Source organism: Pseudooceanicola batsensis HTCC2597 (assembly GCF_000152725.1).
GTDB lineage: Bacteria > Pseudomonadota > Alphaproteobacteria > Rhodobacterales > Rhodobacteraceae > Pseudooceanicola > Pseudooceanicola batsensis.
Window position 1 is genome coordinate 608,675 of the sequence record NZ_CH724131.1, and the last position, 21,246, is coordinate 629,920.

Here is a 21,246-nt window from a genome sequence, read left to right on the forward strand (position 1 = left end):
CGGCGCGGCCAGATCTATGCCAGCCGGCCCAGGTCTCTCAACCCTTGGCGGCCCGATCCCCCGGACATCGTTGCGGCCCGGCCATCGTGTCCGCGCGGGGCGCGGTCACTCCCATTCGATGGTGCCCGGCGGCTTCGAGGTGACGTCGTAGGTCACCCGGTTGATGCCCTTGACCTCGTTGATGATACGGGTCGCGGTCTCGCCCAGGAAGTCGTGGCTGAAGGGATAGTAGTCCGCGGTCATCCCGTCCACGCTCGTCACGGCACGCAGGGCGCAGGCATAGTCGTAGGTCCGCCCGTCGCCCATCACGCCGACTGTCCGGACGGGCAGGATCGCGACGAAGGCCTGCCAGATCTCGTCATAGAGCCCGTGCTTGCGGATCTGGTCGATATAGACCGCATCCGCCTTGCGCAGGATCTCCAGCTTGTCGCGCGTGATCTCGCCGGGGCAGCGTATGGCGAGGCCGGGGCCGGGAAAGGGATGGCGGCCGATGAAACTGTCGGGCAGGCCCAGTTCGCGCCCGAGCGTGCGGACCTCGTCCTTGAAAAGCTCGCGCAGCGGCTCGACCAGCTTCAGCCCCATCTTCTCGGGCAGCCCGCCCACGTTGTGATGCGACTTGATCGTGACCGAGGGGCCGCCGGAAAAGCTCACCGATTCGATGACATCCGGGTAGAGCGTCCCCTGCGCCAGGAACCGCGCCCCCTCGATCTGGTCGGCGTATTTCTGGAACACGTCGATGAAGAGCCGGCCGATGGTCTTGCGTTTGGTCTCGGGGTCCGAGACCCCCTCGAGCGCACCCAGGAACAGCTCCTGTTCCTGCGCATGGATGACCGAGAGGTTCATGTGGTCGCGGAACATCCCCACGACCTCTTCGGCCTCGTTGAGCCGCAGGAGGCCGTGATCGACGAAGACGCAGGTCAGGTTCTCGCCGATCGCCTCGTGGAGCAGGGCGGCGGCGACGGAACTGTCCACACCGCCTGAAAGCGCGCAGATCACCTTGGCGTCGCCCACCTGGTCGCGGATGATCTGCACCATCTCCTCGCGATAGGCGGCCATGGTCCAGTCGCCGGTGAACCCGGCCATGCGCACGAAATTCTCGTAGAGCGTGCGCCCGTTGGGCGTGTGATGCACCTCGGGGTGGAACTGCACGGCGTAGAAGCGGCGGTCGGTATCGGCAGTGATCGCGAACGGCGCTCCGGGCGAGGTGCCCAGGACCTGAAAGCCGGGCGCGAGTTCCGAGACATGGTCGCCATGGCTCATCCAGGCCTGCTCGCGCCCCGTGCCGTCGAGGAACCAGCCGGTGAGGAACCCGTCCTTGGTGTCGGTCGGAGTGACCCAGGCGCGGCCGAACTCGGCGGTGGCGTGTTCGCCCGCCTCCACGCGGCCGCCGAGGTCGTGCATCATCACCTGCTGGCCGTAGCAGATGCCCAGGATCGGAACGCCGAGATCGTAGACTTCCTTCGGCGGGCGGGGCGAGCCTTCGCGCATCACCGAATCCGGGCCGCCGGAGAAGATCACCGCCCGGGGCGCGAACTCTTCCAGGAAGGCGGCGCTCACGTTCTGGAAGGGATGGATTTCGCAATAGACGTTCAACTCGCGCAGGCGGCGGGCGATCAGCTGCGTCACCTGGCTGCCGAAGTCGATGATCAGAAGGCGGTCGTGGGCGGTCTCGGTCATGCGGATGCTCTAGTCGGCGCGTCCCGCGGGCGCAAGATCCATTGCGGCGCGCAGCCGGATCGCACCTGCCGAAAGGGGGCTGTCTGCCCCCTTCCGCCGCGCATGCCGGGGCATCCGCGGCGACCCCCGAGGATATTGTCCGGACCAAAGAAGCAGACGATCCTCACCCCCGCCCCGGATGACGAGGCGGGGGCTTCTTCGGTCGCGGTCATCGGCGTCCCCGCCTGTACCGCCCGCCCTTCATGGCACGGCAAGGTTAACGCGCCCTTACTTCTTTGGTCCGGAAAGTATCCTCGGGGGGGCCGCCGCAGGCGGCGGGGGGCAGACGGCCCCCCTCCACCGGTCAGCCCGGCACACGGGATGTCGCTTTTTCACCCGACACGACGCAATCCGCGCCTACCCGTCCCGGCGCCGGCGTTAAGACAGGGAAAATCCCGGGCCGATCCGGGCGGTGAGAACGAGGTCGAGACATGGGCGAAGGTGCGGTGCGGAGCAGGCGGGGGCGGTCCGGCGGCGGGGCCGCGCGCCGGGCCGAGCGGACGGCGGGCAATTTCGAGACCGCGCCGACGATCCAGCGCAATATTCCCGATTTCGACCTGTTGAGCGACGAGACGCTCGAGATCATCGAGGCCAACGCCGAGACGGTGCTCGAGGAGATCGGCGTCAACTTCGTCAACAATCCCGCCGCGCTCGACCGCTGGCGCGAGGCCGGCGCGGACGTGCAGGGCGAACGGGTCCACATCCCCCGCGGCCTCGCGCGGCAGCTCTGCGCCACCGCGCCCGCCCGGTTCACCCAGCACGCGCGCAATCCCGCCCGCAACGTCGAGATCGGCGGCAAGGGCCTCGTCCTCGCACCCGTCTACGGCCCGCCCTTCGTCCGCGACGCCGCCGGCGGCCGCCGCTATGCCACGATGGAGGATTTCCGTGCCTTCGTGAAGCTCGGCCACATGTCGCGCTGGCTGCAGCATTCCGGGGGCACGGTCTGCGAACCCACCGACCTGCCGGTCAACAAGCGCCACTTCGACATGCTGATGGCGCATATGACGCTGACCGACCGGCCTTTCATGGGGTCGGTCACCGAACCCTCGCGCGCACAGGACAGCGTCGACATGTGCGGCATCCTCTTTGGCGAGGAGTTCGTGCAGCAGAACACGGTGATGACCTCGCTCATCAACATCAACTCGCCGCTGACCTTCGACGACACGATGATGGGCGCGCTCGAGGTCTATGCCGCGAACAACCAGGCCTGCATCGTCTCGCCCTTCATCGTCGGCGGCGCCATGGCGCCCGTGTCGGTCGTGGGCACCCTCACGCAGGTCCTGACCGAGGTGATGGCCGGCATCGCCTATGCCCAGCTCGTGCGTCCCGGCGCCCCGGTGATCTTCGGCGCCTTCGTCACCTCGATCGACATGAATTCGGGCGCGCCCACCTTCGGCACGCCCGAAGCCTCGCAGATCCTCTACGGCGCGGGCCAGCTGGCGCGCCGGATGAACCTGCCGTTCCGCTCGGGCGGGTCGCTCTGCGGCTCGAAGCTGCCGGATGCGCAGGCCGCCTACGAGACCGCGAACACGCTGAACGCCGCCCTGCTCGGAGGCGTCAACTTCATGCTGCATTCCTGCGGCTGGCTCGAAGGGGGGCTCGTCTCCTCGTTCGAGAAGTTCGTCATGGATGCCGATCAGCTGGGTGCGTTGCACAAGATGGCGGCCGGCGTGGCGGCGGACGAGAACGCCCAGGCGATGGATGCCATCCGCGAGGTCGGGCCGGGCGGGCATTACCTCGGCTGCGCCCATACCCAGGCCAATTACAAGAGCGCCTTCTGGAGGACCGAACTGCTCGATTACAAGCCGTTCGAGACCTGGGACGAAGAGGGCGCGCGCGACACCCAGACCCTCGCCTCGGAGCGCGTGGCGACCCTCCTGGCGCGCCACGAGGCGCCGCCGCTGGATCCGGGCATCGCCGAGGCGCTAGCGGACTATGTGGCGCGGCGCAAGGCGTCGATGGAAGACGCCTTCATGTGACCTCCGCGCCCTCGCGCGGCAGTCGCGCCTCGCCCAGCAGGGCGATCAGCGCGGCCAGGTGCGGCGCGGGGCGGTAGACGCCGGGATCGGACCGGCGTGCGGCCTCCATCCCGGCCTCGAGCTCCAGCAGTTGCACCATCGCCGCCCCCCGGCGCGGCACGCGGCCCAGTATGCGCACGAGGTGACGGTCCCTATCGTAGCGGGCGGCGCCCCGGCGGGCGGCCTCGATCATGATCCTGGGGCGCCGCAGCGCGGCCAACCGGGTTGCTGCATCCTGCATCGTCGAACTCCTTCTTCTGCATCAACGGTCCCGTGACACATCCGTGGGTTGTGTTGCGGAATTGGAAGTCGAGAGATCTCTGCCCCCAGAATTCGTTTACGATTTGGCAACATGATTGCCACGAAAGGTTAATTGTTAATGGATCGGAAACCATTAACCCTTCAGACTGTGGACCGGTCTGGGGATAAATCTTCTCGCATGAGGAGAGACGGGTGAACAAAGGAAACAGGGAGTGCTGCCATGACCCAACATGTCCAACAATGGATCGAGACCTGGCCCGACTGGGTGCCGGAGCCGATCCGTCGCTATGTCGCGCACAAGGACGGAAAATCCACCATACGTTCGCTGGCGAGGGCCGAGGGGTGCCATGCCTCGACCGTCCTGCGCCAGATCAGGCAGGTCGAGAGCGCCCGCGACGACCTGTTGATAGACGAGGCGATCCGATGGCTTGGCGCGCAGACCGTTCCGGTTGTGTGCGCCCCCTCAGAAAGGCTCGGGAGCGGGCTGCCCGGCTTCAAGCCCGGAGAGGATGCCATGGCACGACCCGAGCTGGAAGAGCGGGCCATTCCCGCCCTGCGCGGATTGTCCAACCCGGGTGCGGTGCTGGCCGTTTCGGCCGAGATGGATCGCGCTGTGATTGTGCGCAACACCCCGGCCGGCGAGGCGCACAGGCTGGGCGTGGTGGACCGCCGCGTGGCGCAGGCGCTGGCGCTGAACCGCTGGATCATCTGTACCGGGTCCGGTGCGCTCTGCCGCTACCGGGTATCCGCGCTCGGCCGGTCGGTCCTGAAATCGCTGATCGCACGCGCCGAGAACCGGGCCGGCGGATTTTCCGGGGGGACCAGCCGCTTTCCCGGCCAACCTGCGGCCGAGCCTCCGGCGCGCCGCCGGCTCGGTCTTCCCGAGACGCCTGTCCTGGCCCTCGCCCGGCGCCGCGACCGGAATGGCGTGCCCTTCCTGCCGGCACCACTGGTGCGCGCGGCCGAACGGATCCAGGACGATTTCGAACTCGCCCAGATGGAGCCGCGCGTGGCGACCAACTGGGACGATTACCTCACCGCCGGCACCTCGGGGCCGGGGGGCGGGACAGACACCGCCGTTTCCGGGGCGGCGGCGGCGCGGGCGCGGGTCTCCTCGGCGCTGCGCGCGCTCGGCCCCGGTCTCGGCGACGTGGTCCTGGAATGCTGCTGCCGCCTGCAGGGGCTGGAAAGGGCAGAGAAGAAGCTGGGCTGGTCGGCCCGGTCCGGAAAGATCGTTCTGCGTATCGCGCTGCAGCGGCTCCGGCAGCACTACGACGGGCTGAACGATGGCGGCGGGCTGATCGGCTAGCCGCCCACGAGCCAGCCGACGGCAAAGGCCACGGCGGCGCAGATCGCACCCAGGAGAACCGTTTCCCCGACCGCGCGGCCCATCCGCTCGCGCGTCGCGCTCCAGCGAAGGACCCCCAGCGCGATCAGCGCGGTGAAGGTCGCCATGACCGAAAGGCGGAAGGTCGAGGACGAGGGCTCGAGAAGGAAATAGGGCACAAGCGGAATGGCTCCGAAGGTGATGAAACTGCCGAATGTGAACAGCCCGTTGACCGCCGGATCGTCCTCGGCCGGATCATGCATCCCGAATTCGTAGGTCATCATCAGATCGGCCATCATCTCGGGATGGCGCAGCAGGATGTCGGTGACCTTGTCGGCCTCGCCGGGGGGCAGGCCGCGCTGGCACAGGATGGTGAACAGCTCGGCCCGCTCTTGGTCCGGGTTCTCCGCGATCTCGCGCAGCTCCATCCGGCGGCGGGTGTGGAACAGATCGTTGCCGGCGCGGCCGGACAGGAATTCGCCCAGCCCCATCGACACGCCGTCGGCAAACAGGTTGGCAAGCCCGAAGACCAGCACCGCCAGCCCGCCGATCTGCTGCACCCCCTCGGCCTGCGCGCCGGCGAAACCGGCGACGATGGCAAAGGTGGTGACGATCCCGTCATTGCCGCCATAGACGATCTGCTTGAGGAATTCCTGCACCCGCCCGAGCCCGTGCGCCTTGCGGCGGTGCTGTGTCCAGTCGATACTCATCCGTCCCTCCGGCGGCCGTTGCACGAGGACATGCAGGAACCGGACCGGCAGGGCAAGCATGGGCTGTGCCGCAGCTTGTGCCGCCCCGATGTTCGCCTATCATGCCGCCATGAACCTCACGCTCCGACAGCTCGCTTATTTCAAGGCACTGGCCGACCACGGCAATTTCGGCCGTGCCGCGCTGGCAGAGCGGGTGTCGCAGCCCGCCCTGTCGATGCAGATCAAGGCGCTGGAGGAGACGCTGGGCGCGCCTTTGGTGGAACGCAACGCCCGCCGCGTCGTTCTGACGCCCTTCGGCCGGCGGATCCTCGTCCATGCGACGCGGGTGCTGGAGGAACTGCGCGACCTCGAAGAGGCGGCGCGCTGGAAGGACGGGCTGGCCGGGCGGCTGGCGCTCGGCGTGATCCCGACCGTGGCGCCCTATCTGCTGCCGGGCCTGCTCGCGCGGCTGCGGGCCGAGGACATCGCGCTGGACGTGCAGGTGCAGGAGGGCAAGACCGCGCGCCTGCTGGACGAACTCGCCGCCGGCCGCATCGACGCGGCGATCATGGCGCTGCCCTCGGGCGGCGGGCAGATGATCGAGCGCCGGCTCTTCGACGACCGGTTCCTGCTGGCGGGGAGCGCGGCGCGGATCGGGGCGCTCGGCGCCGAGGCCGAAACCCTCCGCCCGACCGAGATCGGGGCGAGCCAGCTGATGCTGCTGGAAGACGGCCATTGCCTGACCGACCAGGCGCTGGACGTCTGCGGCCGGGGCAGGGGACACGCCCAGATCAACACCGGCGCCTCGTCGCTGTCCACGCTCTCGCGGCTCGTGGCGGCGGGGTTCGGGCTGACGCTGCTGCCCGAGATGGCCGCCAGGACCGAGGCGCGGGATCTCACGCTCCTGCGGTTCGCCGCGCCCGAGCCCTTTCGCACCATCGGCCTCGTCCGCCGGGCCACGGCGCCCGAGGCACAGTGGTTCGACGCCCTGGCGCAGATCATCGTCGACCTGTCGGCCGATCTGCGGCTACCGGGGCAGATTGGCGCAGCCGGTTGAACGCGCGGCCATCGTCATATCTATGTGAGGAACAGTGACAAAGGTCTGCCGATGTTCGATTTCACTGCGCTTGAACTGGCCCGTTTCCAATTCGCCTTCACGGTGGCCTTTCACATCATCTTTCCCGCCTTCTCGATCGGACTGGCCTCGTTCCTGGCCGTCCTGAACGCGCTGCACTATGCGACCGGGCGGGATGTGTTCATCCGCCTGTTCGATTTCTGGAAGACGATCTTCGCCGTGGCCTTCGGCATGGGGGTCGTCTCGGGCATCGTGATGTCCTACCAGTTCGGCACCAACTGGTCGGTCTTTTCCGACAAGACGGGGCCGGTGCTGGGGCCGATGATGGGCTACGAGGTCCTGTCGGCCTTCTTTCTCGAGGCCGGTTTCCTGGGGGTGATGCTCTTCGGCCGGTCGCGGGTCGGGCCGGGGCTGCACCTGCTGGCGACGCTGATGGTGGCCATCGGCACCCTGGGCTCGGCCTTCTGGATCCTGTCGGTGAATTCGTGGATGCAGACGCCCGTGGGGTTCGCGATGAACGACCAGGGCCAGTTCGTCCCGACCGACTGGTGGGCCATCGTCTTCAACCCCTCCTTTCCCTATCGCTTCGTGCACATGGTGCTGGCGGCCTACCTGACCACGGCGCTGGTGGTGGGCGGTGTCGGCGGCTGGCACCTGCTGCGGGACAGCCGGGATGCCGCGGCGCGGGTGATGTTCGGCATGGCCATGGGGATGCTGGTCGTGACCGCGCCGCTGCAGATCCTGGCCGGCGATCTGCACGGGCTGAACACGCTGGAGCATCAGCCTGCCAAGATCGCCGCGATGGAAGGGCATTATGACGGCCACCCCGAGGGCGGTGCGCCGCTGATCCTCTTCGGCATTCCCGACGACGAGACCGGGACGGTGCGCTATGCCGTCGAGATTCCCTATCTCTCGAACATCATCCTGACCCACGACCTGACCTCGCCCCTGCCGGGGCTCAGGGATTTTCCGCCCGACGAACGGCCGAGCGCCGAGCTGATCTTCTGGACCTTCCGGGTCATGGCGGGCCTGGGCTTCGCGATGCTGGGGCTCGGGCTCTGGGGGGCGGTCGCGTGGTGGCGGGGCCGGCTGTTCGACAGTCCCGTGCTGCACCGCGCCGCCATCGCCATGGGGCCGATGGGCTTTGTCGCGGTGCTCTGCGGCTGGATCACGACCGAGGTCGGGCGCCAGCCCTGGACGGTCTACGGGCTGCTCAAGACGCAGGATTCGGTCTCGCCGGTGGAACTCTCGGCGGTGTCCTCGTCGCTCATGGCCTTCATCGTGGTCTATTTCGTGATTTTCGGGATCGGCACCTACTATCTGTTCCGGCTGATGGGCCACCCGCCCGAGGGCGGCGATCCCGAGCCGGTGCACGGCCCCACACGCGCCGCCGGCGTGACGCCGGGGCCGGCGGAAGATGTCGATGCGGACGGGGAGATGGAGGCATGATCGGGCAGGAGCTTTCCTTCATCTGGGCGGGGTTGATCGCCTTTGCCGTGCTCGCCTATGTCATCCTCGACGGTTTCGACCTGGGCACGGGGATCCTGTTCCCCTTTCTCGGCGGCGAACGGGACCGAGGCCATGCGATGGACACCATCGCCCCGGTCTGGGACGGCAACGAGACCTGGCTGGTCCTGGGCGGAGGCGGGCTCTTCGCGGTGTTTCCGCTGGCCTATGCGGTGATCATGCCGGCGCTTTACCCGCCGGTCATCGCCATGCTGCTGGCGCTGATCTTCCGTGGCGTGGCCTTCGAGTTCCGCCACCGCAATCCCCGCCACAAGATATTGTGGGACATCAGTTTTTTCGGCGGCAGCCTGATCGCGACGCTAAGCCAGGGGCTGATCCTGGGCGCGCTGGTGCAGGGGATCGAGGTCGAGAACCGCGCCTATTCGGGCGGCGACTGGGACTGGCTGACCACCTTTTCGCTGCTGACCGCCGTCGCGCTGGTGGCGGGCTATGCCCTGCTGGGCGCGACCTGGCTGGTGATGAAGACCACCGGCTACCTGCGCGACCGGGCGCGGCGCCTGTCCTGGATCACCGGGGCGGCGACGCTGGTGCTGGTCGGGGCGGTGTCGCTGGCGACGCCGTTTCTCGATCCCGCCTATCTCGACCGTTGGTTCGCCCGTCCGAACGTCTTCTTCACGATCTGGGTGCCGCTGGCCATCGGCCTGGCCGCGCTGCTTTTCGTGCAGGGGCTGCGCAGGGACCGCGACGCCTGGCCGTTTCTGTCGGCGCTGGCGGTCTTCGTGCTGAGCTTCATCGGCCTGGGCATCAGCCTCTACCCCTACATGGTGCCGCATTCCATCACCATCGCCGAGGCCGCCGCGCCGGATGCCTCGCTGTGGTTCCTGCTGGCCGGCGCGCTGGTGCTGATCCCGATGATCCTGGGCTATACCGCCTATGCCTACTGGGTCTTCCGCGGCAAGACCGACCCCGACGAGGGCTATCACTGATGCGCCGGGCGCTGTGGTTCCTGGCCTTCTGGTGCGCGGGCGTCGCGGCGGTCGGGCTGGTGGCCCTGGCGATCCGGTCCGTCCTGACGTGACGCGGTGCGCCTGCGGCGCGCACGATCCATTTTTGCTCGGGCCGCAAGGGCCCCGGAGGGCGCTGCCCTCCGGACCTCCCGGGATATTTCCCGGACCAAAGAAGCAGGGCGTTGCACAGGGGGCAGGGCGGGTCTGCGGGGCGCGGGCCGGGCTGGTCATCGGCGGCCGGGCGGCCTATGTTGGACAAAAGACTTCAGGGCCAGACATGCGCGATCTCAAGATCCCCGAACAGCGCCATCCCGAAAAGGCGCGCAAGCCGGACAACCCCCAGCCGAGAAAGCCGGACTGGATCCGCGTCAAGGCGCCGACGTCCAAGGGGTATTTCGAGACCCGCAGCATCATGCGCGAGCATCGGCTGACCACCGTCTGCGAGGAGGCGGGTTGCCCGAACGCCGGCGAATGCTGGAGCCAGGGCCACGCCACGATGATGATCATGGGCGAGGTCTGCACCCGCGCCTGCACCTTCTGCAACATCGCCACCGGCAAGCCGCCCGAGGCGCTCGACGTGTTCGAGCCGGGCCGGGTCGCCGATGCTGTGGCCAAGCTGGGGCTGAACCACGTGGTCATCACCAGCGTGGACCGGGACGATATCGAGGACGGCGGGGCCGAGCATTTCGCCCAGACCATCCGCGCCATCCGCCACCGGGCCCCCGGCACCACCATCGAGATCCTCACGCCGGACTTCATCCGCTGCGGTCCCGAGGCGCTGGAGGTCGTGGTGGCGGCGAAGCCCGATGTCTTCAACCACAACCTGGAAACCGTGCCCGGCCTCTATCCCGAGGTGCGGCCCGGCGCGCGCTATTTCCATTCGCTGCGCCTGCTGCAGCGCGTCAAGGAACTGGACCCGGCGATGTTCACCAAGTCGGGCATCATGGTCGGGCTGGGCGAGGCCCGGCAGCAGGTCGTGCAGGTGATGGAGGACATGCGCGCTGCCGACATCGATTTCCTGACCATCGGCCAGTACCTCCAGCCCACGCCCAAGCATCACGCGGTCGACCGGTTCGTCCCGCCCGAGGAATTCGCCAGCTACGAGAAGACGGCCTACAACAAGGGCTTCCTGATGGTGTCGGCCACGCCGCTGACCCGGTCGTCCTACCATGCGGGCGACGATTTCGCGCGGCTGCGCGAGAATCGGCTGAAGAAGCTGGGTCAGAGCGCCTGACGGCCGGGCGGCAGCGCGCGCCGAGCGGCATGCAGCCGATGGCGCCGCGGGGGATCATTCGACCGGCGGCACGGCCTTGAGATAGGCCGCGATCGCGGCGAGATCGGCATCCGACAGGTGCGACAGGTTCTGCACGACCTCGGCCATGTCGCCCCCGGCGCTGTCGAAATCCGGGGTGAACCCCGTCTTGAGATAGGCCGCGATATCGACCGCGGACCAGTCGAGCCGCGCGGGGGTGATGTTGGGGATCGTACCGGGCCCGTCGGGCGAGGGTGCCCCGGCGAGCCACCGATCCCGGTCCGGCGCGCCCAAGGCATTGCGCGGCGTGTGGCATTCGGCGCAGTGGCCCAGGGCCTCGACGAGATAGCGCCCGCGGGCGATCTCGTCCGTCTCGGGCTCGGCCAGGACCCAGTCCTCGGACAGGAACAGCAGTTTCCAGCCGCCCAGCAGGCGCCGGACCGAAAAGGGAAACCCCACCTCGTGGGGGATGTTCGGAGTGTCGGAGGCGGGCAGCGTCTGCAGGAAGGCATGGAGATCCGCGATGTCCTGCGGCGCGGCCCGGATATAGGAGGTGTAGGGGAAGGCGGGATAGTAATGCGCGCCTCCGGGCGACAGGCCCCGGCGCATGGCGTTGCCGAGATCGCGGACCGACCAGCCGCCGATCCCGGCCGCGCCGGGCGAGATGTTGGGGGCGTGGAAGGTGCCGAAATCGGACGGGAAGGGGCGCCCGCCGGCAAGGACGAGCCGGTCCTCGCCCTCTCCCTTGGCCCCGGGCGCGGCGTGGCACGAGGCGCAGCCGCCGGCCCAGAAGATGACCTCGCCCCGTGCGGCATCGCCGGTCAGGCCGGCGAAGGTGTCGTCGGGCAGGGGCCGCGGCATGGTGGCGATCCAGAAACCGGCCAGCCCCAGCACGACGAGACAGGCCAGCACTGCGAGAAACCTGTACATGGCCCCTCTCCGGTCCTACTGCGAGGCGCGATACGCTTTGTGGCAGCCGCCGCATGCGCCGCCGAGGCCGCCCATGGCCGCCCGAAGCGCGTCGAGATCGGTGCCCGCGGCCTCTTCCAAGGTCATGGCGGCATCCACCAGCGCCTGTGCCGCCTCGGAGACACCGGCCATGTCGTCCCAGATCGCAGGCAGCGCGCGCGAGCCCTCGATCTCGCCCTGCGCGGTGCCGGGCAGCCAATAGGCGGTCTGGTCCTGCGTCGAGAGTTTCACCAGGTTGCCGGCCGCGGCCGAAGCGGCCTCGGCATCGTAATCCGTCGTGCCCTTGGCCATGTTGCCGAGGACGCCGAGGTTGAAGGCGTAAAGCTGCATCGTCGCCTGCCGGGCCTTGGCGGCCTTCATCAGCCCTTCGTTCGACATATGACTTTCGGCCATGGCGGTCCCGCCCAGTCCGGCGGTTGCCAGGATAAGGCCGTAAAAGAATTTTTTCATGTTCGATGACTCCCTGTCAGGTACACTCACGCGGCCAGCGTAACGCAGAGTTCCGTGTCGGGTGCTGACGAATGCGTGAAGAGCGACGCGGCCGGGTCACTCGGTGAAACGGACCTTGCCGATGAACGGCAGGTTGCGGTTGCACTGCGCATAGTCGATCCCGTAGCCCACGACGAATTCGTCCGGAATCTCGAAACCGGTCCAGTCGGCCTTGAAATCGACCTCGCGGCGCGTCGGCTTGTCGAGCAGCGCGATGGTCCTGAGCTGCTTGGGATTGCGCGCCCTGAGGATGTGGATCACGTGATTCAGCGTATGGCCCGTATCCACGATATCCTCGACCACAAGCACGTTGCGCCCTTCGACCTCGCCGCGCAGATCCTTGAGAATCCGCACCTCGCGCGAGGATTCCATCGCGTTGCCGTAGGAGGAGGCCTCGATGAAATCGACCTCCACCTCGCGGTCGCGCAATTCACGCACCAGATCGGCGATGAAGACGAACGAGCCGCGCAGGAGCCCCACCACGACGAGCCGTTCGTCGGCGGGGAACAGTCGCTTGATCTCGTCGGTGAGTTCCTCGATCCGGGCGGCGATGGCCTTGGCCGAGATCATCTGGTCGATGACATATGGACGCGTCGTCATGGTTCCACCCTTGATCTTCCCGCGCCACCATACGACATGAACCCCTTAAGTAAACGAGACAAAAGGCCCCTATGCCGACCCATTCCGAGACCCGCCGCCTGCCGTATTCCGCACAGCAGATGTTCGACCTCGTCGCCGATGTCGGCTCGTATCCGCAGTTCTTGCCGTGGTGCGCCGCGGCGCGCATCACCTCGCGCGAGGATCGGGGGGATCACGAGGTGATGGAGGCCGACCTTGTCATCTCGTTCAAGGTTTTCCGGGAAAAGTTCGGATCGCGCGTGGTTCTGTGGCATTCGGAAAAACGGATTGATACCGAATACGTGGACGGACCGTTTCGCTACATGAAGTCGGACTGGGCCTTCGAAGATGCCGAAAACGGCTGCGACGTGTCCTTCCACGTGGACTTTGAATTCCGTAACGCCGTCCTGCAAGGTATTGTCGGCGTTGTATTTAATGAGGCGATGCAACGAATCGTCCGGGCCTTCGAAGATCGCGCGCACGAACTGTACGGCGACAGGACCGCCTGACATTTCTGCACTCCCGCCATGCGGTTTTTCACCTGAACGTGGCGGATGTGCCGGGTGCGCAACACAAAACCACCTCAATTTCGGACGAAGTTCTGCGCGGGTAGAAACGCCACGGAGAACGATATGTCCCTATTCAGCAACATACTGACGCCAGTCGTCACGAACATCACGAACCCGGGCAACAACGGCAACGGCAACGGAAACGGCAAGGCCGACGGTGCCGAGAACGGCAATTCCGCCAAGGCGCCCGGCCAAGCGAAGAAGGCCGAGGAACCGGCGGTCACGGTGACGGCCCCGCCGGTCGCCGCGTCGGTCGAAGTGGCGCCGCCGGCGTCCGAGAAGGTCGTGAAGGCGGAACAGGCGCAGGCCGGAAACAGCGCGGCCGCGACGCATCGTCACCGGACCGAGGCGGCATCCGACGACGAGAAGGTCATCGCCGCGGTTCTGGCCGAGCCGGAAGAGCGCGAGGACGAGGTCATCGCCGTCGACTTCGTGCGCCGGGCCGCGATTGCGGCGCAGGCCAGGGCCAAGTCGGAATCGCTTCTCGACGGGCTGGCCGAGGATCCCTTCGCGCCGCTTTCGGTGCATCGGTCCGACAGCCTGAGCGCCTATGGCCAGACCGAGCAGTCGCGGTTCGGCGCGACGATGGACAAGCGCGCCTGATGCGGGGCCCACTTTCGGGCAGCGGAAAACACGACTAGGGTCCTTCTCCGACCGGAGGAGGATCCCATGACATTGTCCCAAGCCCTGGCGGCCTTCGCCGCCGCCCCCGATCCGCGCATTCCCGACGCGACGGCGCGGATCCTGCGCCTGTCGATGCTCGACTGGATCGCCTGCGGCTGCGCCGGCACCGACGAACCGGTCGCCCGGATCACCCGCGACATGGTGATGGAAGAGGGCGGCGCGGCCCAGGCCTCGCTTTTCGGCGGGGGGCGCGTTCCGGCGCGGGCCGCCGCGCTGGTCAATGGCGCGACGTCCCATGCGCTGGACTACGACGACACGCATTTCGCGCATATCGGCCACCCCTCGGTCGCCGTCTTTCCCGCCGCCCTCGCCATCGCCGAGGGCGAGGGGCTGGACGGCGGGCAGCTTCGGACCGCCGCGCTGATCGGCATGGAGGCCTCGATCCGCGTCGGCATCTGGCTGGGGCGCGGCCATTACCAGGTCGGGTTTCACCAGACGGCCACCGCCGGGGCCTTCGGCGCGGCGCTGGCCGCCGGCCGGCTGCTGGGGCTGGAGGCCACGGCGTTGCAGGCGGTGCTCGGCCTCGCGGGGACCCGCGCGGCGGGCCTCAAGAGCCAGTTCGGCACCATGGGCAAGCCCTACAACGCGGGCCTCGCCGCGGCGACGGGGGTCGAGGCCGCGCTGCTGGTGGCCAAGGGGTTCGAACCGGCGCCGCAGGGCCTGGACGGCCCGCAGGGTTTTGGCGAGACGCACCACGGCGCGGGGGACGAGACGGCGCTGGACGGGCTGGGCGAGCGCTGGCATTTCGCCTCGGTCGCTCACAAGTTCCACGCCTGCTGCCACGGATTGCACGCCGCCCTCGAGGCGGTGGCGGGGCTGCTGCCGATCGCCCCGGACCGGATCGACCGGATCGAGGTCGCGACCCATCCCCGCTGGATGACCGTCTGCAACCAGCCTGCGCCGACCACCGGCCTCGGCGCAAAATTCTCCTATGCCACTGTCCTGCCGATGGCCGTTCTGGGCGTCGATACGGCAAAGCTGGAGAGCTATACCGCCGCGCTTTGCGCGCGCGACGACCTCGCCGCCCTGCGCGACAGGGTGCGGGTGATCCCCGACGATGGGCTGACCGAGATGCAGGCGCGCGTGCGGGTCGTCACGGATGCGGGCGACAGAGAGGCCTTTCACGATCTCGACGCCCCGCTGCCGCCGGACGAGAAGGCGGCGAAGGTCGGCGCCAAGGCCGAAAGCCTGCTCGGTCCCCGCGCCGCCGAAGCGCGGGACCTGGTCGAGGGGGGCGCACCGGCGCGCGAGGTCGGGGCCTTCCTGCGCGGTTGATCGCCCGGCCGGACCGGCCCCTCGGCCGGGCGGCGCGCGGTGCCTAGTCCAGCAGGCCCCTGATCATCTCGAACGCCTGATCGCGCGAGGCCGCGCGCACGGCGTTCCGGCCGAGCGCGCCGAACTGGCAGGTCTCGGCCCGCGTCTCGCCGCCGCGCCGGGTCACCGCGAAACAGACCATGCCCTCGGGCTTCGATCCGCTGCCGCCGGGGCCGGCCACGCCGGTGATCCCGACGGCCACCTCGGCGCCCAGCCGGGCGAGCGCGCCGGTGGCCATCTCGATGGCGGTTTCCTCGCTGACCGCGCCGTGGGCCTTCAACGTCTCTTCGCGCACGCCCAGCACGTCGCGCTTGATGCCGTTGGAATAGGCCACGACACCGCCCAGCACCACGTCGGACGATCCCGCGATGTCGATCAGCGCCGACGAGACCATGCCGCCGGTGCAACTCTCGGCGGTGACGAGCGTGACCCCCGCGGTGCGGCAGGCCTCGAGCAGGGCTTCGGGTGTGACGGACATGGCGATCTTTCTCCGGCGGTCAGGTCAGGAACACATGGTAGAGCGCGCCCAGCAGGATGACGACCAGCGCGGCGAAGACGCCGGCCAGCGCGTCGTCCAGCATCACGCCGAGCGGATCGTGCCGCCGGTCGGCCCAGCCGATGATCCAGGGTTTCCAGATATCGAAGAGGCGGAAGGCGAAGAAGGCCACCACCCAGCCGGGCCACAGCCGCAGCAGGTCGGCCCCCGCAAAGCTCGCGCCGTAGAGCACGGGGAAGAGCGCGATCCACTGGCCCGCCACCTCGTCCACCACCACGCGCGAGGGGTCGGGATCGCCGTTGCCGGTGGTGATCTGGATCGTCGCCCAGAAACCGGCGGCGAACACCACCAGGATCGCACCCAGGAACAGGAGCAGGCCGCCCATGTGGTACAGCCCCCAGGCGAAGGGCAGGGCGACGAGACTGCCCCAGGTGCCGGGGGCCGGACGCAGCAGGCCGACGCCTCCGAAGGTGCCGATGATCTCTTCCGCTTTCATCGCGCCACCAGACACGCGGTGGCCATGGCCGCGATCCCCTCTTCCCGGCCGGTGAAACCCAGCCTCTCGGACGTGGTGGCCTTGACCGAGATCCGGTCGGCCCCGAGGCCCGTGATCTCGGCAAGCCTCGCCTGCATGGCGGCGGCATGGGGGCCGACCTTGGGTTTCTCGCAGACCAGCGTGCAGTCGATGTTCGACACGGCATATCCCCTCTCGGCGGCAAGTTTCACCGCGTGTTTCAGAAAAATCCGGCTGTCGGCGCCCTTCCACTGCGGATCGGAGGGCGGGAAATGGCGGCCGATGTCGCCCGCGGCGAGCGCGCCGTAGATCGCATCCGTCACCGCATGCATGCCCACATCCGCATCCGAGTGGCCCAGCAGCCCCCGGTCATGCGGCACGGTCACACCGCAAAGCGTCACGCCGTCCCCCTCGCAGAAGGCGTGTACATCGTAGCCGTTGCCGAGGCGCACATCCATCGCCGTGCCTTTCCTGCCGGTCAGGATCGCCGCCGCGCGGGAAAAATCCTGAGGGTGGGTGATCTTGATGTTCTCGTCCGCGCCGGGCGTGACGACCACCTCCAGCCCGGCCGAGAGCGCGACCTCGACATCGTCGGCGGCCTCGCCTTCGAACCCGTCATGCGCGGCGGCGATGGGACCGATCTCGAATCCCTGGGGTGTCTGCGCGCGGTGCAGGCCCGTCCGGTCGCGCGTGCCGGCGATCCTGTCGCCTTCGCTCGTCCACAGCGCATCGGTCACCGTCAGACCCGGCGCGGCCCCCGTCGCCCCGGCAAGCAGCGCCCCGCGCACGCCCGCGATCACCTCGGGCGTGACGCAGGGGCGGGCAATGTCGTGGATCAGCACGTAATCGGCGCCGAGCGCCCAGGCCCGGGTGATCCCGGCCTTGACCGAGAGGCTGCGGGTCGCCCCGCCGGGCACACGATGGACATCCGCGGGCAGGTCCATGCCCATGTCGTCGGCATGCAGCACCACGACCACCGGCCCCGCCCCGGCGAAGGCGGCGAGCGTCCAGTCCGCCACGCGGCGTCCGGCCAGCGGCTGCCACTGCTTGGGCAGGTCGCCGCCGGCCCGCAGCCCGCGCCCGGCAGCGACCAGAATGGTGACGAATTTCGGCGTGTCCTCGGTCATGCCGCCCTGATTAGGAGGATTTGATCCGTTCGGCAATTGCCTCCACCGTCGCACCGTGTGTTCAAAATTTAGGCAAACGCTGACATGTCGGGCGAATTACCGTTTTGTCTTCGTTGAGCTTACCCCGTATTCGGTCTAATCAAACCCTGTTGCACAAGGTTTAGGCATGTCTTTTCCATTCGACACCACCCCCTCGCGTCCCGTCGTCGCCCTGGCCCCCATGGCCGGGATCACCGACCTGCCGATGCGCGATCTCGTCTCGGGCTTCGGCGCGGACCTCGTGGTGAGCGAGATGGTCGCCAGCGGCGAGTTGCTGACCGACCGCCCCGGGACGCGCGAACGCGCCGAACTGGGGCTCGGACGCGCGGCGACGTCGGTCCAGCTGGCCGGGCGCGATCCGGCCGTGATGGCCGAGGCGGCCCGGCAGGTCGCGGATCTGGGCGCCCGGGTGATCGACATCAACATGGGCTGCCCGGCCAAGAAGGTGACGGGCGGGCTCTCGGGCTCGGCGCTGATGCGCGACCCCGATCTCGCCCTGTCGCTGATCGCGGCCGTGGCCGGGGCGGTGGACCTGCCCGTCACGGTCAAGATGCGTCTCGGCTGGGACGACGACACGCGCAATGCCCCCGACCTGGCCCGCCGGGCCGAAGCGGCGGGCGTGCGCATGGTCGTGGTGCACGGGCGGACGCGCTGCCAGTTCTACAAGGGCCGCGCCGACTGGGCGGCCGTGCGCGAGGTCGTCGAGGCGGTTTCGATCCCCGTCCTCGTCAACGGCGACATTGTCGACGGCGCGACGGCCGCCGCGGCGCTGAGCGCCTCGGGCGCGGCGGGCGTCATGGTCGGGCGCGGCATCCAGGGGCAACCCTGGCTTCTGGCCGGGCTGATCGCCTCGCTGACGGGCGGCGCCTTCGCTCCGCCGCACGACGTGCCCGGCCTGATCGCGCGCCACTACGAGGCCGTTCTGGGCTTCTACGGCGCCGATCTGGGCCTTCGCGTCGCCCGCAAGCACCTGGGCTGGTACATGGACCGCGCCGGAACCCCGCCGGACCTGCGCGGCCGTATCTTGCGATCGCGCGACAGCGCCGAAGTGCTGCGCCTGCTGCCCGAGGCGCTGGCCCCGGTCGCCCCCGCGAGGACCGCCGCATGATCGAGGACGATACGGTCTGGAACTCCCTCCCGGTGCCGGCGTTGCTGCTGGATCCCGAGGATTGCATCGTCGCCATCAACCCTTCGGCCGAGGGCTTTCTGAACACCTCGTCCAAGACGATCCGCGGCTCCCGCGTCTGGGAAAAGGTGATGATCGACAGTCCGCTCGAGGCGGCCTTCGAGCGCGCCCGCGCCACCGCCTCGCCGCTCTTCGTGAACGACGTCGACGTGGGCACGGGCGAACGGGCGCCGCTGCATTGCAACCTCCAGATCGCGCCGATGGCGGATCAGCCGGGGCACATGCTTTTCCTGATCTCGCCGCGCGAACTTGCCGGGCGGCTGACTCAGGACCACACGGTCAAGTCTGCCGCCAAGTCCGCGATCGGCATGGCCGAGATGCTGGCGCACGAGATCAAGAACCCGCTGGCGGGCATCACCGGCGCCGCGCAGCTTCTGTCGATGAACCTCAAGGCGCCGGATCGCGAGCTGACCGACCTGATCGTCGCCGAAAGCCGCCGCATCGTGAAGCTGCTGGAACAGGTCGAGCAGTTCGGCAACCTCACATTGCCCGATCTGCGCCCCGTCAACGTGCATGACGTGCTCGACCGCGCCCGGCGATCCGCCCTGCTGGGCTTCGGTGCGCAGATGAAGATCGTCGAGGATTACGACCCCTCGCTGCCGATGGCGGTCGGAGACCCGGACCAACTGCTCCAGGTCGTGCTGAACCTTCTCAAGAACGCCGCGGAAGCTGCTGATAAAGAAGGCGGAACGATCCGTCTGCGAACCTATTTCGAACATTCGTTCCGCCTCCGGCGCTCGGACGGGGAGGGCAAGACCCTGCCCCTGCAGATCGAGATCATCGACGACGGGCCGGGCCTGCCCCCCGATATCGCCGAGGACATCTTCGATCCTTTCGTCTCGGGCAAGGAGAACGGCACGGGCCTGGGCCTCGCGCTGGTGAGCAAGATCATCTCGGATCACGAGGGCTGGATCTCGGTCACGTCGGTGCCGGGCCGCACGGTCTTTCGCCTGTCGCTGCCGATGGACAGGGCCCGCAACCGGAAAAAGAAGCCCAGCAAGGAGAGCTGACCCATGGATGGCACCATTCTTGTCGCCGACGATGACCGGACCATCCGGACGGTCCTGACACAGGCGCTGACCCGTGCCGGTTGCAAGGTGCACGCGACCTCGTCGCTCACGACGCTGATGAGATGGGTGGGCGAGGGCAAGGGCGACGTGGTGATCTCGGACGTGGTCATGCCCGATGGGAACGGGCTCGAGATGCTGCCCAAGATCGCCCAGGACCGGCCCGGTCTGCCGGTCATCGTGATCTCGGCGCAGAACACGATCATGACGGCGATCCAGGCCGCCGAGGCCGAAGCCTACGACTATCTGCCCAAGCCCTTCGACCTGCCGGACCTGATGAAACGCACGGCGCGGGCGCTCGAGGTGCGCCGCCGCACCGCCGCGCCGGCCGCCGCTATCGAGGACACCGACCGCCCCGACGAGCTTCCCCTTGTCGGGCGCACCCAGGGCATGCAGGCGCTCTATCGGCTGATCGCGCGGGTTCTGAACACCGATCTCTCGGTGCTGATCACGGGCGAGAGCGGCACCGGCAAGTCGCTGATCGCGCGCGCCATCCACGATTTCTCGGACCGGCGGTCGCTGCCCTTCGTGGTGGCCTCGGCCTCGGACCTGCAGGACATCGAGGGCCCGGCCCAGGTTCTCGCCCGGTCCCGGGGCGGCACGATCCTGCTGGACGAGATCACCGACATCCCGCCCGAGGTCCAGGCCCGCATCGTGCGCATGATGGACGGACCCGCCGACACGCTGCCGCGCTTCATGGCCACCAGCCAGAGCGATGCCAACCGCGCGATGGAGGAGGACCGGCTGCGGCAGGATCTCTACTACCGTCTCTCCGGCGCATCGATCCATGTTCCGGCCCTGCGGGAACGGGTCGACGACATCCCGCTTCTGGTCGAACATTTCCTCGCCCGCTCGGAACGCGAGGGCGCGCCGCTGCGCAAGCTGACGCCCGAGGCGATGGAACTGGTGCGCAGCCATTCCTGGCCCGGAAACGTCCGGCAGCTGGAGAACGCGATTCGCCGGCTTGTCCTGACCGCGCGCACCGACGAGATCGCCAAGGCCGAGGTCGCCGCCGTGCTGGGCAGTCAGCCGGAAACCGAACCGGCTGCGGGGGTCGAGGACGCGGAAAAGCTCTCGGCCTCGATCGGGCGCCATCTGCGCCGTTATTTCGACCTGCACGGCAACATGCTGCCGCCGCCGGGGCTTTATTCTCGCATTCTCAAGGAAATGGAGCTGCCGCTGATCGAGATCGCGCTTGAGGCTACGGGCGGAAATCAGGCCAAATGTGCCGATCTTCTCGGGATCAACCGCAATACCTTGCGCAAAAAGATCACCGATCTGGATATTCGCGTGACTCGCCGCCGCAAATTGATGTAAAACGGCAACAGAGCAGTGGCGCCGGAGTTTCACCCGGCACGGCCA

The 21,246-nt window shown here is 68.2% G+C and carries 22 protein-coding genes; 13 read left to right on the top strand and 9 right to left on the bottom strand.

What is annotated here, in order from left to right; all coding sequences use genetic code 11:
• Window positions 1–105: 105 nt before the first annotated feature.
• The gene (gene guaA, locus OB2597_RS07065; RefSeq protein WP_009804854.1) at window positions 106–1,677 is read right to left on the bottom strand and encodes a glutamine-hydrolyzing GMP synthase; all 1,572 of its coding nucleotides are present in this window, start codon (window positions 1,675–1,677) and stop codon (window positions 106–108) included.
• A 470-nt stretch (window positions 1,678–2,147) separates the two neighbouring features.
• On the opposite strand from guaA, the gene OB2597_RS07070 reads away from it, so the two are divergent.
• The gene (locus OB2597_RS07070; protein ID WP_009804855.1) at window positions 2,148–3,695 is read left to right on the top strand and encodes a trimethylamine methyltransferase family protein; all 1,548 of its coding nucleotides are present in this window, start codon (window positions 2,148–2,150) and stop codon (window positions 3,693–3,695) included.
• Here OB2597_RS07070 and OB2597_RS07075 read toward each other — a convergent pair.
• The gene (locus OB2597_RS07075) at window positions 3,688–3,975 is read right to left on the bottom strand and encodes a DUF6477 family protein (protein WP_009804856.1); all 288 of its coding nucleotides are present in this window, start codon (window positions 3,973–3,975) and stop codon (window positions 3,688–3,690) included. The genes OB2597_RS07070 and OB2597_RS07075 overlap by 8 nt on opposite strands.
• Window positions 3,976–4,215: 240 nt before the next feature.
• On the opposite strand from OB2597_RS07075, the gene OB2597_RS07080 reads away from it, so the two are divergent.
• Window positions 4,216–5,304: a DUF6456 domain-containing protein gene (locus OB2597_RS07080; protein WP_009804857.1), complete on the top strand. Its 1,089-nt coding sequence runs from the start codon at window positions 4,216–4,218 to the stop codon at window positions 5,302–5,304.
• Here OB2597_RS07080 and OB2597_RS07085 read toward each other — a convergent pair.
• Window positions 5,301–6,032 (bottom strand): VIT1/CCC1 transporter family protein, encoded by a 732-nt coding sequence (locus OB2597_RS07085; RefSeq protein ID WP_040609583.1) that lies wholly within the window; start codon window positions 6,030–6,032, stop codon window positions 5,301–5,303. The genes OB2597_RS07080 and OB2597_RS07085 overlap by 4 nt on opposite strands.
• An 88-nt stretch (window positions 6,033–6,120) precedes the next feature.
• On the opposite strand from OB2597_RS07085, the gene OB2597_RS07090 reads away from it, so the two are divergent.
• The 5 genes from OB2597_RS07090 to lipA all read left to right on the top strand — a co-directional run bounded on the left by OB2597_RS07090 (window position 6,121) and on the right by lipA (window position 10,794).
• Window positions 6,121–7,068 carry a hydrogen peroxide-inducible genes activator gene (locus tag OB2597_RS07090; protein ID WP_009804859.1) on the top strand — a complete coding sequence of 316 codons (948 nt, stop codon included), beginning with the start codon at window positions 6,121–6,123 and terminating at the stop codon, window positions 7,066–7,068.
• 51 nt (window positions 7,069–7,119) lie between these two features.
• Entirely contained in the window at window positions 7,120–8,535 is a 1,416-nt protein-coding gene (locus OB2597_RS07095) for a cytochrome ubiquinol oxidase subunit I (protein ID WP_009804860.1), read from the top strand.
• A complete protein-coding gene (gene cydB, locus OB2597_RS07100) occupies window positions 8,532–9,539 on the top strand; it encodes a cytochrome d ubiquinol oxidase subunit II (protein WP_009804861.1) in 1,008 nt (335 codons plus the stop codon). Before OB2597_RS07095 ends, cydB begins: the two co-directional genes overlap by 4 nt.
• Window positions 9,539–9,631 carry a hypothetical protein gene (locus tag OB2597_RS07105; RefSeq protein WP_009804862.1) on the top strand — a complete coding sequence of 31 codons (93 nt, stop codon included), beginning with the start codon at window positions 9,539–9,541 and terminating at the stop codon, window positions 9,629–9,631. Before cydB ends, OB2597_RS07105 begins: the two co-directional genes overlap by 1 nt.
• A gap of 206 nt (window positions 9,632–9,837) precedes the next feature.
• A complete protein-coding gene (gene lipA / locus OB2597_RS07110) occupies window positions 9,838–10,794 on the top strand; it encodes a lipoyl synthase (RefSeq protein ID WP_009804863.1) in 957 nt (318 codons plus the stop codon).
• A gap of 54 nt (window positions 10,795–10,848) precedes the next feature.
• Here the strand turns inward: lipA and OB2597_RS07115 are convergent, their stop codons facing one another.
• The 3 genes from OB2597_RS07115 to hpt all read right to left on the bottom strand — a co-directional run bounded on the left by OB2597_RS07115 (window position 10,849) and on the right by hpt (window position 12,870).
• On the bottom strand, window positions 10,849–11,742 hold the full coding sequence (locus OB2597_RS07115) for a c-type cytochrome (protein ID WP_009804864.1): 894 nt from the start codon (window positions 11,740–11,742) through the stop codon (window positions 10,849–10,851).
• Window positions 11,743–11,757: 15 nt separating this feature from the next.
• Window positions 11,758–12,231: a c-type cytochrome gene (locus OB2597_RS07120; protein ID WP_009804865.1), complete on the bottom strand. Its 474-nt coding sequence runs from the start codon at window positions 12,229–12,231 to the stop codon at window positions 11,758–11,760.
• 96 nt (window positions 12,232–12,327) lie between these two features.
• Window positions 12,328–12,870: a hypoxanthine phosphoribosyltransferase gene (gene hpt, locus OB2597_RS07125; protein ID WP_009804866.1), complete on the bottom strand. Its 543-nt coding sequence runs from the start codon at window positions 12,868–12,870 to the stop codon at window positions 12,328–12,330.
• Window positions 12,871–12,941: 71 nt separating this feature from the next.
• Here hpt and OB2597_RS07130 point away from each other — a divergent pair, with 71 nt between their 5' ends.
• The 3 genes from OB2597_RS07130 (at window position 12,942) to OB2597_RS07140 (ending at window position 15,416) form a co-directional block, all read left to right on the top strand.
• Window positions 12,942–13,397, top strand: coding sequence for a type II toxin-antitoxin system RatA family toxin (locus OB2597_RS07130; RefSeq protein ID WP_009804867.1), 456 nt, complete (start codon window positions 12,942–12,944; stop codon window positions 13,395–13,397).
• 123 nt (window positions 13,398–13,520) lie between these two features.
• Window positions 13,521–14,060, top strand: coding sequence for a hypothetical protein (locus OB2597_RS07135; RefSeq protein ID WP_009804868.1), 540 nt, complete (start codon window positions 13,521–13,523; stop codon window positions 14,058–14,060).
• Window positions 14,061–14,126: 66 nt separating this feature from the next.
• Window positions 14,127–15,416, top strand: a complete 1,290-nt coding sequence (locus OB2597_RS07140) for an MmgE/PrpD family protein (RefSeq protein ID WP_009804869.1) — start codon at window positions 14,127–14,129, stop codon at window positions 15,414–15,416.
• Between the two features lie 43 nt (window positions 15,417–15,459).
• Here the strand turns inward: OB2597_RS07140 and OB2597_RS07145 are convergent, their stop codons facing one another.
• Genes OB2597_RS07145 through ispF form a run of 3 tightly spaced genes read right to left on the bottom strand, consistent with a single transcriptional unit; the run spans window position 15,460 to window position 17,592 of the window.
• Window positions 15,460–15,933 (bottom strand): CinA family protein, encoded by a 474-nt coding sequence (locus OB2597_RS07145; protein ID WP_009804870.1) that lies wholly within the window; start codon window positions 15,931–15,933, stop codon window positions 15,460–15,462.
• A gap of 19 nt (window positions 15,934–15,952) precedes the next feature.
• Window positions 15,953–16,447 (bottom strand): phosphatidylglycerophosphatase A family protein, encoded by a 495-nt coding sequence (locus tag OB2597_RS07150; RefSeq protein ID WP_009804871.1) that lies wholly within the window; start codon window positions 16,445–16,447, stop codon window positions 15,953–15,955.
• Entirely contained in the window at window positions 16,444–17,592 is a 1,149-nt protein-coding gene (gene ispF, locus OB2597_RS07155) for a 2-C-methyl-D-erythritol 2,4-cyclodiphosphate synthase (protein WP_009804872.1), read from the bottom strand. The genes OB2597_RS07150 and ispF overlap by 4 nt, the downstream gene beginning before the upstream one ends.
• Before the next feature lie 166 nt (window positions 17,593–17,758).
• Between ispF and dusB the strand changes: the two genes are divergently transcribed.
• Genes dusB through OB2597_RS07170 form a run of 3 tightly spaced genes read left to right on the top strand, consistent with a single transcriptional unit; the run spans window position 17,759 to window position 21,201 of the window.
• Entirely contained in the window at window positions 17,759–18,739 is a 981-nt protein-coding gene (gene dusB / locus OB2597_RS07160) for a tRNA dihydrouridine synthase DusB (protein WP_009804873.1), read from the top strand.
• Window positions 18,736–19,827 carry a two-component system sensor histidine kinase NtrB gene (locus OB2597_RS07165; RefSeq protein WP_009804874.1) on the top strand — a complete coding sequence of 364 codons (1,092 nt, stop codon included), beginning with the start codon at window positions 18,736–18,738 and terminating at the stop codon, window positions 19,825–19,827. Before dusB ends, OB2597_RS07165 begins: the two co-directional genes overlap by 4 nt.
• Before the next feature lie 3 nt (window positions 19,828–19,830).
• Window positions 19,831–21,201: a response regulator gene (locus tag OB2597_RS07170; protein ID WP_009804875.1), complete on the top strand. Its 1,371-nt coding sequence runs from the start codon at window positions 19,831–19,833 to the stop codon at window positions 21,199–21,201.
• The last annotated feature ends 45 nt before the right edge of the window (window positions 21,202–21,246 follow it).